This window comes from Chishuiella changwenlii, from assembly GCF_900142565.1.
In the GTDB taxonomy this organism is placed as follows: Bacteria; Bacteroidota; Bacteroidia; order Flavobacteriales; family Weeksellaceae; genus Empedobacter; species Empedobacter changwenlii.
The window spans coordinates 20409-33725 of the sequence record NZ_FRBH01000007.1; the positions used below are offsets into that span (position 1 = coordinate 20409).

At 29.2% G+C, this 13317-nt stretch carries 12 protein-coding genes; 2 read left to right on the forward strand and 10 right to left on the reverse strand.

The window, feature by feature from the left end:
- Positions 1-6 precede the first annotated feature (6 nt).
- From BUA86_RS09260 to BUA86_RS09290, 7 genes are all read right to left on the reverse strand, one after another.
- Complete coding sequence (locus tag BUA86_RS09260; protein ID WP_072932096.1) at positions 7-522, reverse strand: lipocalin family protein; 516 nt, start codon at positions 520-522, stop codon at positions 7-9.
- A gap of 127 nt (positions 523-649) precedes the next feature.
- Positions 650-1543: a class I SAM-dependent methyltransferase gene (locus BUA86_RS09265; RefSeq protein WP_072932098.1), complete on the reverse strand. Its 894-nt coding sequence runs from the start codon at positions 1541-1543 to the stop codon at positions 650-652.
- Between the two features lies 1 nt (position 1544).
- Positions 1545-3416, reverse strand: coding sequence for a tRNA uridine-5-carboxymethylaminomethyl(34) synthesis enzyme MnmG (gene mnmG, locus BUA86_RS09270; protein WP_178300412.1), 1872 nt, complete (start codon positions 3414-3416; stop codon positions 1545-1547).
- Between the two features lie 53 nt (positions 3417-3469).
- Entirely contained in the window at positions 3470-3892 is a 423-nt protein-coding gene (gene ybeY / locus BUA86_RS09275; RefSeq protein WP_072932100.1) for an rRNA maturation RNase YbeY, read from the reverse strand.
- 4 nt (positions 3893-3896) lie between these two features.
- The gene (locus BUA86_RS09280) at positions 3897-6101 is read right to left on the reverse strand and encodes a patatin-like phospholipase family protein (protein WP_072932102.1); all 2205 of its coding nucleotides are present in this window, start codon (positions 6099-6101) and stop codon (positions 3897-3899) included.
- 109 nt (positions 6102-6210) lie between these two features.
- A complete protein-coding gene (locus BUA86_RS09285) occupies positions 6211-8676 on the reverse strand; it encodes a bifunctional UDP-N-acetylmuramoyl-tripeptide:D-alanyl-D-alanine ligase/alanine racemase (protein WP_072932104.1) in 2466 nt (821 codons plus the stop codon).
- Positions 8663-9259, reverse strand: a complete 597-nt coding sequence (locus BUA86_RS09290) for a thymidine kinase (RefSeq protein ID WP_072932106.1) — start codon at positions 9257-9259, stop codon at positions 8663-8665. Before BUA86_RS09290 ends, BUA86_RS09285 begins: the two co-directional genes overlap by 14 nt.
- Positions 9260-9482: 223 nt before the next feature.
- Here BUA86_RS09290 and BUA86_RS09295 point away from each other — a divergent pair, with 223 nt between their 5' ends.
- A complete protein-coding gene (locus tag BUA86_RS09295) occupies positions 9483-10868 on the forward strand; it encodes an exopolysaccharide biosynthesis polyprenyl glycosylphosphotransferase (protein WP_229731736.1) in 1386 nt (461 codons plus the stop codon).
- 73 nt (positions 10869-10941) lie between these two features.
- Here BUA86_RS09295 and BUA86_RS09300 read toward each other — a convergent pair whose 3' ends face one another.
- Positions 10942-11133 (reverse strand): hypothetical protein, encoded by a 192-nt coding sequence (locus BUA86_RS09300; protein ID WP_072932110.1) that lies wholly within the window; start codon positions 11131-11133, stop codon positions 10942-10944.
- Positions 11134-11172: 39 nt separating this feature from the next.
- On the opposite strand from BUA86_RS09300, the gene BUA86_RS09305 reads away from it, so the two are divergent.
- The gene (locus BUA86_RS09305) at positions 11173-12117 is read left to right on the forward strand and encodes a DUF6427 family protein (protein ID WP_072932112.1); all 945 of its coding nucleotides are present in this window, start codon (positions 11173-11175) and stop codon (positions 12115-12117) included.
- On the opposite strand, the gene BUA86_RS09310 is transcribed toward BUA86_RS09305, so the two are convergent.
- Entirely contained in the window at positions 12052-12879 is an 828-nt protein-coding gene (locus BUA86_RS09310) for a UDP-2,3-diacylglucosamine diphosphatase (protein WP_072932114.1), read from the reverse strand. The genes BUA86_RS09305 and BUA86_RS09310 overlap by 66 nt on opposite strands.
- Positions 12855-13301 (reverse strand): 6-pyruvoyl trahydropterin synthase family protein, encoded by a 447-nt coding sequence (locus BUA86_RS09315; protein ID WP_072932519.1) that lies wholly within the window; start codon positions 13299-13301, stop codon positions 12855-12857. The genes BUA86_RS09310 and BUA86_RS09315 overlap by 25 nt, the downstream gene beginning before the upstream one ends.
- Positions 13302-13317: the final 16 nt, after the last annotated feature.

The window sequence follows — 13317 nt, forward strand, 5'->3', positions numbered from 1 at the left end:
GATTAATTATCTTTGAAAGTTATAAATTACTTGTGCAATTTTTCCACTTGTATTTACATCTTGCACTAATTGCATTGAGTTTGCATCTACACGACTAATTTTTAATTTGTAACCTGCAGTATTTTGTTTTGCTTTAATTCCAGTTACATCTTTAAAGATAAAATAAGTTGCTGATCCATCTTGTTGTACATCCCAAATAATATCTGCTGTACCTTGTGGACAAGATGCTCCGGCACTATTAAAAGTATAAGTACCTTTTTTATTGTTTTGTACTAAACTCCATGTAGATCCTTCATAACATTCAGGACTAGCTGTATCAAAAACATTTGCTACGGTTTCGTTTACCTTTACATTTCCTTTAACTTCATTCTTAGAAAAACCATTGTAATCTACAGAAGTTAATGTCCAAGAACCACGTACATCTTTACCAATTCCTGTTGTTTGTTTTGCGGTCGTTGTAGAAGCACAAGAGCCAAGTAAAGTGGCTGCTCCAATTCCAAATAATAAGATTCCTTTTTTCATAGCAATTTATTTGTTTTTAGTTTTTAGGTTAATAAATGACATTCATAGATTAAATTTAATCAATTAAAATTAAATTTTAATGGTGTTAATCATTTTAATATAAAAAAACTGCTTAAATCGTTTAATTTTAGCTTTTAATCTTAATTGTATAGATTAAAGATGAGTATTCACCTGTTTTTTTAGCTTGATTGTTTGATTTTAATCCAATTCGAATAGCATTAAGAAAACCTAATTTATTTCCTTTATATTTTTCAGAAAGTAGGCTCACATAAAATGAATCTAATTTCATTGGACTAACATTTTCAATTTTCATACCAAACTTATCAAAAAGCTTTCTCATGCTCTTTTCAGAGAAATGCCATAAGTGTCTAGGAACATCATAAGCTGCCCAATATTTACCATAATATTTTGCATCATAAGATTCATGATTTGGAACTGCTATAATTAAAATACCATTTTCATTTAAATGATTTTTTAAATGTGATATGACTTCATTTAAATTTGGAATATGTTCTAAAACATGCCAAAGAGTAATTACATCAAATTTATCTTTTATTTGTTCTATTTGTGTAGAAACAACGTTATTTATACCAATCTTAGTTTGTGCAATTCTACGAGCAGAATCATTAGGTTCCATACCTAATACTTCGTAGCCATTTTTTTGCATCATTTCTAAATAATCTCCAACACCACAACCGTAATCTAATATTTTTTTACCTGACGAAATTTTATCAATTAATTTTAATTTTTCGTTTAAGTTAATTGCTTTTGCAATTTGGTAAAATCTTTCAAAAATTGATTTCTTTCCATCTGTGTGAGAAATATAATTTTTGCTTTCGTAATATTTTCCTAAAGTTTCGATAGGTTGGGGGAGAGTGTATAACACACCAGTTTCTGAATCTTCATACAATTCGAAATCTTCTCCTGTTAAAAAATAATCTTTTAACTCTAGTTTTTTTATACCAGAAAATCCTTCTTTTGAAGGATTTTCTAAATATGTTCCACGTGAAACATTTTCCATTTTATCTACCCATGTAAATTAATAATACACTAATATCTGCTGGAGATACACCACTTATTCTTGATGCTTGAGCAACAGTAGCGGGTTTTATTTTTGTCAATTTCTGACGAGCCTCAATAGACATCGAAACAAAAGAACTGTAATCTACATCTACAGGAATTTTTAAATTCTCTAAACGATGTAGTTTGTCAGCATTCTGTTGTTCTTTCTTAATGTAGCCTTTGTATTTTATCTGAATTTCTGTTTGCTCTAATTCCTCTTGATCGTAATTATTATTCTCAATGAATTCGTTTACTCTATCTAATTTTGTAAAATCAGAAAGTTTTAATTCTGGACGAGAGATTACAGAAATCATTTTATTTGGTTGCTTTAAAGGTGTTCCTTCACGTTCCTCAATTACATCATTAATTTCTTGTGGTTTGATAGAATTCTCCTCAAAATAATGAACAAGCTTTTCAGCTTTATCAAACTTTTCTTCCATACGTTTTAAACGATCTTCAGAAGCTAAACCAATATCAAATCCTTTTCTTGTTAAACGTTCGTCAGCATTATCTTGTCTTAATAGAATTCTATATTCTGCACGAGATGTAAACATTCTATAAGGTTCTTCTGTTCCCTTAGTAATTAAATCGTCAATTAAAACACCAATATAAGCTTCATTTCGATTAAGGATAAAAGGATCTTTTTCTTGTATTTTTAAAGCTGCATTTATACCAGCCATTAAACCTTGAGATGCTGCTTCTTCGTAACCAGTTGTTCCATTAATTTGACCAGCGCAATATAAGTTCTCAATTAGTTTAGTTTCTAATGTATGTTTTAATTGTGTTGGTGGAAAGAAATCGTATTCTATTGCATAGCCTGGACGGAAGATTTTTGCATGTTCAAATCCTGGAATAGAACGTAATGCTTTTGCTTGTACATCGTCTGGTAAAGATGTAGAAAATCCGTTTATGTAATATTCTACTGTATTCCATCCTTCAGGTTCAGCAAAAATTTGATGACGGTCTTTGTCTGCAAAACGATTAATTTTATCTTCTATAGATGGACAATATCTTGGTCCAGTAGATTTAATTGTTCCATTAAACATTGGAGATCTGTCGAATCCTTCTCTTAATAAATCATGTACTTCTTGGTTCGTATATGTAATCCAACAAGAACGTTGTTTTGTTAATTTAGGAGTATTGGTATAAGAGAATTTTGATGGGTTTTCATCTCCTGGTTGTTCGATCATTTTAGAATAATCTATAGATCTACCATCAACTCTAGGAGGAGTTCCAGTTTTCATTCTACCAGCTTCAAAACCTAAATCAACTAATTGTTCAGTAATTCCAAATGCAGCACCTTCTCCCATACGTCCACCTCCAAATTGTTTTTCTCCAATATGGATTAAACCATTAAGAAATGTTCCATTAGTTAAAACAACTGCTTTAGAACGAATGCTCATTCCCATAGCTGTATTAACACCACAAACTTTTCCATTTTCTATGATTAAACTTTTCACCATATCTTGAAAAAAGTCTACATTTTCTGTTTGTTCAAGAGATAGTCTCCATTCTTCTGCAAAGCGCATACGGTCCGATTGTGCTCTTGGAGACCACATTGCTGGACCTTTAGATTGATTCAACATTTTAAATTGAATCATTGTTTTATCTGTGATAACACCAGAGTAACCTCCTAATGCATCAATTTCTCTTACAATTTGTCCTTTTGCAATTCCTCCCATAGCAGGATTACAAGACATTTGTCCGATGCTTTGTAAGTTCATTGTAACAAGAAGCGTTTTTGCTCCTAAGTTTGCAGCAGCAGCTGTTGCTTCAGCACCAGCGTGACCACCTCCAACTACAATTACATCATATTCTGATTGAAATATCATTTCTTTTTATTTCTATATTATGACTAAAAATAACAAATGTTCCACGTGGAACATTATGCTTTTAATAAACTAAATGTTGCTAAATATTGATCTTCTTTCGAAGTCATCAACTCTTTATCTTCTGGATCTTTGTCCAAGTAACCTGCAAAATGTAAGATACCATGCATCATTATACGAGCTAATTCATTTTCGAAAGAAACACCATTTTGTTCAGCATTATCTTTTATTCTTTCAACACTAATAAAAATGTCGCCCATTAATTCATCTTCTACAGAATTATCAAAACCTATAACATCTGTATAATAATCGTGGTCTAAATATTGTTTATTAATTTCTAGTAAGTATTCGTCATCACAAAAAATATAGTTTAATTCTTCTATAGTTTTTCCTTCATTCTTCATACTTTCTACGACCCAATTAATCCATTGTTGAGCTTCTGTAATCTCAAAATCTGTTTCGTAAAATAATTCTATCATTGTTCTAAAACCAGTATCCTAAACTTAAATTAAATAATCCTTTTTTAGTGTTAGGTGAGTAACTCCACATAAAGTTAAGAGGTCCTAATGGACTATCGTAACCATAAGTTACACCGTAACCAAGATATTTGTAATTTGTTAAACGTATTTGTTCAATTCTGTCTGTAACATTTGCAATGTTCATAAACACACTTGTGTAATGATTTTTCAAAATTTTAGCCTGCACATGAGAACCAAAAATTAATTGATTGTTCCCCAAAGCAGATCCAAAAGGAAGTCCATAGAACCTCATATAATTGAAAAATTTCTGTTCAACATATCCTCCTAAATAAAATTTTTGAGGGATTGTAACGTTCTCATTAAAAAAGGTTCCAAAGTTAGCAGTAAATCTGTAACTTAGGAAATTATTTAACGGAAAATTTGCTTCTAAGCTTCCTTCTAATAAATAGTTAGTTTCAAAGCCAGCAACATTAGAATCAAATAGATATTTCAAATCACCACTAAATTTAAATCCTCTTCGAGCAAAGTTGGCGTTATTTCTATTATCAGCTTTTATATATCCGTATGCTTTCCAAAAATAACCTTCAGATAATGAAGGAAAATTTGTTGACTCGTCAATGTAATTATTTGTAAAAACTTTGGTGTATTGGTGTTCTAAACCTATACCAATCGCATATTTTTCTTTTATTGTAGATTGAATGTATAATTGGTTAGTAAATTCTCTGAAATTATAATTTACTTTATTATAAGGCGAATTATTACCCGATACATTTTTTAAGTCTATTTCTTTATCAAAATAATAGGAATAAGAATTAAATCCTATACTAGGAATATAACCATTATCAATAAAGAAATTTAGGTTATAACGAGCGAAATCTCCAACAACAACATCGGCAGATAGAATAGAGTTTTTAAAGATAAGACTCTTAGATGTGAAGTTTAAAAGTAATCCCGTTTTAAATAAATCGTCATAATGTAAACCAAAACGAACAGATTGTTTGTTCTTATTTTCTTGAACTTTTAAGGTTAAAAGATTATCATTCTCGTTTAACTGAGATATTTTATATGTAATATTATTAAAGTTTCCAGAGGCATATAATTTATCTACACCTGTTTTTAAATCATCATATTTAATTAATTCAGGAGTACGAATACCTAATTTACCTTTAATAAAATTTTCATTATAACTCTTTAAACCTTCAACTTCTAAATCTTTTACTAAGACATAATCTTCTAATTTTATTTCTTTTCTACTTTTATTTTGCGCATTTTGTTTCTGTGCGATTTCTTTTAATTGATCAAAAACTTTGTCCGAAGCTTCAACACCTTTTTTATAGATAGCATCAACTTCATTAAAACTTGTTACGGCATAGTTTTTAAGTTCTGGCTTAATTAATAAGTCGACCATTTTCTTTTGCTCGTCTGTTTTTTTAACAATGCTCATGGTCATAATTTGAGTTAAGACACCAATTGCAGAATTTAATTCGTCACCTTTTTGTAATCCATCACCTAGTTCCACACCAATAATAATATCAGCGCCCATATCTTTTACCTCCTTTACAGGAAAATTATTTACAACGCCACCATCTACATATATTTTTCCGTCAATATTTACAGGATCTAGCATCGTCGGATATGCACCCGAAGCTAAAACAACACGTGGAAGAAATCCTGAACGGAAAACTTTCTCTTCACCAGTTTCTATATTGGTACCAATACATACAAAAGGTGTGGGAAGTTGATTAAAATCGTCAATATTATGAACAGGACGAAATAAATAAGTTAATAAATCTAATGGTCCTTGACCTTTAGAAAATGCATTTGGAATGGTAAGTTTAAAGTTATCAAAAGGTAACTCTAGAATATATTTTTCTTTATAAGATTTATCGAAAAATGGAATTTCTGCACGGTTTTTATTTTGTGTAATCAATGAAGTAATGTCCAATTGATACATTATTTTCTGAAGTTGATCTGGTGTATAACCAGCAGCATACAAGCCACCAATTATAGCGCCCATACTTGTCCCGCCTATATAATCTATTTTAATTCCTGCTTCTTCTATTTTCTTTAAAGCACCAACGTGTGCATAGCCTTTTGCTCCTCCGCCACTTAGAACAACACCAACTTTTAATCGGTGAGTATCTTTTTCACTTTCTTGTGCAAAAGAAAATGTGGAAATAAAAAAACTGAAAATTAAAAAAATACGCATAAAAGCTATTTTAATTGATGAATAAAGATACGCCAAATTTTAATTTGTATGATGCAATTAGTTATTATAATAAAAAAAGAAGAGTTATCTGTAGACAACTCTTCTTTTTTTATTCTTTATAATAGACTCTTTTTATTCTTTGTGAAACAGAGGTTAAAACTTCGTATGGAATTGTTTCTAGCCATCTAGCTACGTCTGCTATACTAGGTGAATTTCCAAAGATAGTTACTTCATCACCTTCTTTACAGCTAATATCTGTAACGTCGACCATCATCATGTCCATACAAATAGAACCAACTATTTTAGCTAATTTTCCATTTATACCAACACTTGCTTTTCCATTTCCTAAAGAGCGTCTAATTCCGTCTGCATAACCAACAGGCAATGTTGCTATTCTTGTTTTACGCTCAGCAGTAAAACGACGACCATAACTAACCGTCTCTCCTGCTTCTAATTCTGATATTTGAGAAATAACAGTTTTAAAACGAACAACAGGTTTTAAATATTTCTCCATGAAATCTGTATATTCTGAATAGCCATACATTCCGATTCCTAAACGAACCATATCATATTGATGTTCTTTATAGGCAACTATTCCTGGAGAGTTTAAAGCATGTTTTATAGGAGTTATGTCTAAAGCTTTTGTAATAGATTCGTAACTCTTATCAAAACGATTTAATTGGTATTTAGCATACGCTTCTTCCTCTGGCATATCTGCTGTTGCTAAATGTGTAAATATAGAGCGAACATATACCTGAGAATTATTTTTTAGTATCGTAACTAATTCATCGAAATCATCTTCATGAAAACCTAAACGATTCATCCCTGTCTCTAATTTTAGATGAATAGGATAAGCAGATGAAATTTGTTTTTCTTGTAATTTCTGAATAAATAATTTTAAAACTCTTAAGCTATAAATTTCAGGTTCTAACTGATAATCTATTACAGTAGAATAACTGCTTTGCTCAGGGTTCATAATAATTATAGGAATTGTTATTCCAGCTTCTCTTAATTCTTTTCCTTCGTCAGCAATTGCAACTCCTAAAAAATCGACACCATTATTCTGTAAGGTTTTAGCAACTTCAAAACTTCCAGTTCCATAACTATTTGCTTTTACCATACACATTAATTTTGTGGTTGGTCTTAGCATAGATCTGTAAACATTAATATTCTCTACTAAATTCTGAAGATTAATTTCTAAAACAGAATCGTTGGAACGAGTCTCGAGTTCACTTGATATTTTTTCTAATTTAAAAGGTCGAGCACCTTTTAATAAAATTGCTTCGTTATCTACATTCTGATGTTTAAACTGTTCTAAAAATTCTTCGGTAGAATTATATGAACGCACATAGGATTGAAATAAATTTTTAAACAATGTAATTTTCTCACCTATTAAAACAATTTCATCAAAATGATAAGCATTAACTAAATTGGCTGCTTCTTGATATAAATCTTTATCAGATAAGTTACTTTGTAAAATATCAGTTAAAACCAGCGATTTTTTCTCTTTTGGTTGTTGATTTAATACATTTAAACCAATTCTTAAAGAATTTAGATCAGAATTAAAGGTATCATTAATTAAAATAGAATGGTTAATAGCTTCCTTTATTTCCAAACGCATTTCGATTGGTAAAAGCAAAGAAAATTCTTCTTTAATTAATTTATAATCAACATTTAAAGCTATTAAAGTCGTTAAACAGATTAAACTATTTTTTATAGAAGCATCATCTGTAAAAGGAATTGAATAAGTAAATTTTTCTTGATTATGTAAAATAGAAATCTCAGTATTTGTTAAAGAACTTTCTATGTGTTCAATTTTTACTGTGGCAAAATCGGAATAACCATAAGAAAATTTATCAATTTTAGACAAATGTTCATTTTCTAAAATAGCTTGATAAACTTTTTCATTCTCGATATTGAAAACTAATTTTTCTACATGTGTAAATAATTTTAGTTTTTCTTGAATCAATTCATCTTGATTTTCGAAGTTCTCCAAATGTGCTTCTCCAATTTTTGTAAGAACACCAATTGTAGGTTGAATAATTTCTTCTAACTTTTCCATTTCGTTAGGAAGAGAAATTCCAGCTTCAAAAATTCCTAGATTATTTTTTTCTGTAATTTGTAGAATAGATAGGGCAGCACCAAATTGAGAATTATAACTTTTTGGACTTCTTGCTATGGAAAAATTTTTCCATAATAATTGATTCAACCATTCTTTTACAATTGTCTTTCCATTAGAACCTGTAATTCCAATAACTGGAAGATTAAATTGTTTACGGTGGTATTTCGCCCAATTTTGTAAAGCTTGCAAAGGATTATTAACCAAGATAAAATTTGCATTTGCAAAATGTTCTAATTTTTCGTGAACAACGAAATTTCGAATACCTTTTTGGTAAGCATCTTCTATGTATTGATGTCCATCTTTTTGATTGCCATTAAGCGCAAAAAAGATTCCATTCGCAGGATGAACAATCATTCTCGAATCAAAAAATATTTGATTTATAATGACATTTTCATCGCCAAATAAAGTACCATTTACGATACTTGAAATTTGATTTAGCTTATAATTTTTCAACGTTTAGTTTATTTATTTCTTCCCAAAAAGCAGCTCTACTTAGAGGTTCATACTCTGATGTTTCTCCAAGTTCTACTAACTTTTCGCTATCAATTTTTCGATGCGAGTAGTTAGCTAAATTACCAGTTCTTACACAAATTGCATGTACTTTTGTAATGTATTCTGCGGTTGCTAATAAATTAGGCATTGGTCCAAAAGGACGACCTTTAAAATCCATATCTAATCCAGCAACTATAACACGTTTACCTTGATTAGCAAGCTCGTTTGCGACTTCTACAATTCCTTCATCAAAAAACTGCGCTTCATCAATCCCTACAACTTCGCAATCTTCGGCTAATAATAAAATAGCAGAAGAATATTCCACAGGAGTAGAAGAAATAGAATTTTTATTGTGAGAAACTACTTCGCGCTCTGCATAACGAGTATCAATAGTTGGTTTAAAAATTTCAACTCTTTGCTTCGCAAATTCAGCACGTTTAAGACGACGAATAAGTTCTTCGGTTTTACCAGAAAACATTGAGCCACATATAACTTCTATCCAACCACTTTTTTGTTGATGATTAAAGGTATTTTCGAGGAACATAATTGTATTAAAGTTTAATTAAAAAATATATGGAAACAAATTTAAGCAATTAATTAGATGAGAAAAGTAAAAATACAAAGATGTTTTTATAAGAAATGATTAAATAGAACGTTGTTAAGTTTATAGAGCATACTAATAACGATTAACACAAAGTAAATGACGCACTTTTATAATTAGAATAATGAAAAAGTTAAGAAAAAGAAAGTTCTATTTCTTGCAACAAATGATTGATATTAGTGTTTTAATTATTTTCTTTTTTATTTTTCTTAAAATACAATATTTATCTTTTGACCAAGAGGTAAATTATCTACTAAATACGCAAAGTCTTATTAATTTGATAAGGTCACATTATAAAATTCTGTTTTTATTTTTGTTGAGCTGGTTTATGATAAGCAATAATATACAATTATATTCTACGAAAAGAAATACAAAATTTGTTGTATTACTAAGGAAGTTTTTTTTCCAAATTCTACTATTCTCTATCGTCTTTTTCGCAATTTCTGGTTTAAACAAAACGGATATATTTATCGGAAATATTGGGTTTATTTATGTTAAAATACTTTTTATACTTGGTGTAATTTCGAGATTAGGAATTTTCTATTACTTTAAAAACTTACATCGAAATGGTCAAAATTTGGCTAATGTTCTAATTATAGATGAAAATAATAACACACAAAATTTTATAAATGTTTTATCGGATAGGAAAGATTTAGGAATTAAATTTTTTAAACAATTAAAGAAAGAAGATTTAGTTTTCGAAAATCGAAACTTGATGATTAATGGACTTGAGTTTAATCTATTTTTATTAGAAAATAGAATTAAAAAAGTTTTTGTCTCACAAAAAGGAGAATTGGAACCAGTTATAATGAATAGAATTGCTAGGCTATCGGAAGCTAATTTAATTCCAGTTTCTTATATACCCGATTCTATTTATAACGGATTAACAGAATTAAAAGTGACTTATATTGATACACTACCAATTTTTGAAGTAAAAAGATTTCCATTAGACTTATCTATTAATAGAGTTGTAAAAAGAATGATAGATTTGTTATTGGCAGTTTTATGTTTAATTTTTGTGTTGAGTTGGTTATTTCCAATACTTGCATTATTAATTTATTATGATAATAAAGGACCAATATTTTTTGTACAGCAAAGAAATGGATTAAATGGAAATAAATTTAATTGTATCAAGTTCCGAACGATGTTTGTTTCTAATGTTTATTCAACAAAGATTACAGAAAGAAATGATCCTAGAGTTACAAAATTTGGAAAATTTCTAAGACAAAATAGTTTAGATGAATTGCCACAAATTATTAATGTCTTAAAAGGTGATATGTCGTTTATTGGTCCACGACCACAAATGCCAACAGAAGATTATCACTACAGAGAGATTATAAACAGATATAATATTAGACATTACGTTAAACCAGGAATTACAGGTTTATCTCAAGTAAAAGGACATAGAGGAGCTATTGATTCTATTGTTGATATGGAGAAAAGAGTAAGAACAGATATTTATTATGTAAGGAATTGGTCTTTACTTTTAGATGTTCAAATTTTATATCAAACCTTAATGTTAGTTATTAAAGGAGATGAGAATGCGATATAAAAAAACCTCTCATGTAAATGAAAGGTTTTTTCGAAAATAATTCGAAAATATGTTTTTTTAAATAATCGAAAAATTAAATTTCGTCATATTTTTTCTCATTATCATTACCAAATTTAGCTAATTTGTTTAACCACCAGCCCATTAAAGCGATACCAATGAATGTAAATAACCATCCAAAAATAACACCTATTGGAGATAATAAATTCTCGAAAGTCCATTTGCAAAAATCACCAATTGCAAAAAATAAATCAGTTATAACTCCCATATTCTAGTTTATTGCTTAATTTGCATCAAAGTTAATAAAATGTTGGTTAATCTACTTAAGAAACGAAATTTTTTTAAACAAATATTTATCATTGTATTGTTCACCTTGCTTGGAACAGTAGAATATAATAGTTTTTACTTGAACGATTTAGAAAAGGTAGGAGCAATTTTAACTCTTTTGTTGATTGCTTTTGTTGGATACACGGATTATTTAAATGTATTAATCAGTAAATCTGCCTATTCTATTTTTACATATATGCTTTTTCTAATGCCTTTTGTTGGCGATTTGATAGACTATAGGATGATAGGAAGTTTACTTTTAGTAACATATGTTTCTACAAAGCTGCTTTACTTCGAATCAGAAAAAAATGATCCTTATAGTGCATTTGATATTGGTGTATTTTTAAGTTTTGCAATATTACTTAATCCTATCTTAATCTTTTTAGGAATAATTATTTTTATTTACTTCTTAACCTTAAAAGCTGTAGAACCCAAAGTTCCTATATTAGGTGTTTTAGGATTTATTGTACCAATATTAATTGTGGCACAAATTAGCTTTTTATTAGACTATTATTTTATTTTAGATTTTTATAAAGAACAGTTCACTCTAAATATTATACAACCGCAATTGAAGTATATTTTCTTAGCTCCAACTGCAGTTATTTTGGTCTTGTCTATTCTTAATCATTTAAAGAACGTTAATAAATTAACTGCTCAGAAGAAAAGAATTTACAGTTTAATTCATCTTATGTTTATCACTATACTGATAACATTTGTTCTATTTGGAGGAAATAAAGATGTATTTTTAGCATTCTTATCTTATAGTATTATGACAATGTTGTCAAGATATTTTCTAGAAAGTAAACCAAAAATAGAATGGCTAAATGAAGCTTTACTTTGGATTTATATGATTTCTTTATTAATCTATAATTTTTATGATAGAATTCCTAGGTTCTACTCCCTCATCACTGAAGTAAGTCTTTAATTCGAAATTATTACCATCAAAAGTACCATAAGTAAAATAATCTATCCAGTCGCCTAGATTAATGTGTTTAGCATTACCAATTGTAATTTCCATTGGTAAATGACGATGTCCATAAATAAGATAATCGTAGTATTTTCTCTTTAATTGTTGGCGGCTATACATTACCAACCATTCGTTTTCTACACCAAGAAACTTTACATCTTCATCTCCCGAAATCATTTTATTTTTTCGGGAAACAGTAATACCTAACCACATAGCTAAATCTGGATGAAGAAGGTAAAAAAGGAATTGACAAACTTTGTTTGTAAAGACTTTTTTCATGCGTTTGTAGCCTTTATCTCCAGGACCTTTTCCATCGCCATGTACAATGAAAAACTCTTTACCATTGATGATAAAATCTTGTTTATCTCGAAAAACAATTGCATTTATTTGTTCTTCTAAATAATCTTTCATCCATAAATCATGGTTACCAACAAAAAAATAAATTGGAATTCCTTTGTCCGATAACTCTGCTAGTTTACCTAATACACGAACAAATCCTTTTGGTACGACATACTTATATTCGAACCAAAAATCAAATAAATCTCCGATAAGAAATAAAACACCACAATCGTCTTTTATTTCATCTAACCATTTCACAAATAATTTTTCGCGTACTAAACTATCTTTCTCATTTGGCGCACCAAAATGATGATCCGAAGAAAAGTAAGCTTTTTTATTCGCTTCTAAATTAATTGTTATTGGTTGTCCTCCGCTAACCATTCTCCGTAAGAGTTTTCTGTTTCGTGTAATTTAAGCGCAACCAATTCTATATTTGTTGGCAATTGTGCTTTTATTTTATCTACCATCCACAAAATCATATTCTCGCAAGATGGCTGATAATCTGTAAAAACAACATGATGACCTTCTGCAATTAATTTATCTCCTAATGCTTTGTGTGGTGAATTTTGGTTTAATAAAATAGCATGGTCAAATAAGTTGACAACTTCTTTATTAATAATCTTTTTTAAGTCACCAAAGTCCATTACCATTCCTAACTTTACATCGTTAACATCTTCAGATGGAATACCTTTTACAGTAACAAAAAGTTTGTAAGAATGTCCATGTATATTTTTACATTTTCCATCATAACCATGTAATGCGTGAGCAGTTTCAAAAGTAAAAGCTTTTGTAAGTCGTATAATTTTCATTAAATTTAAA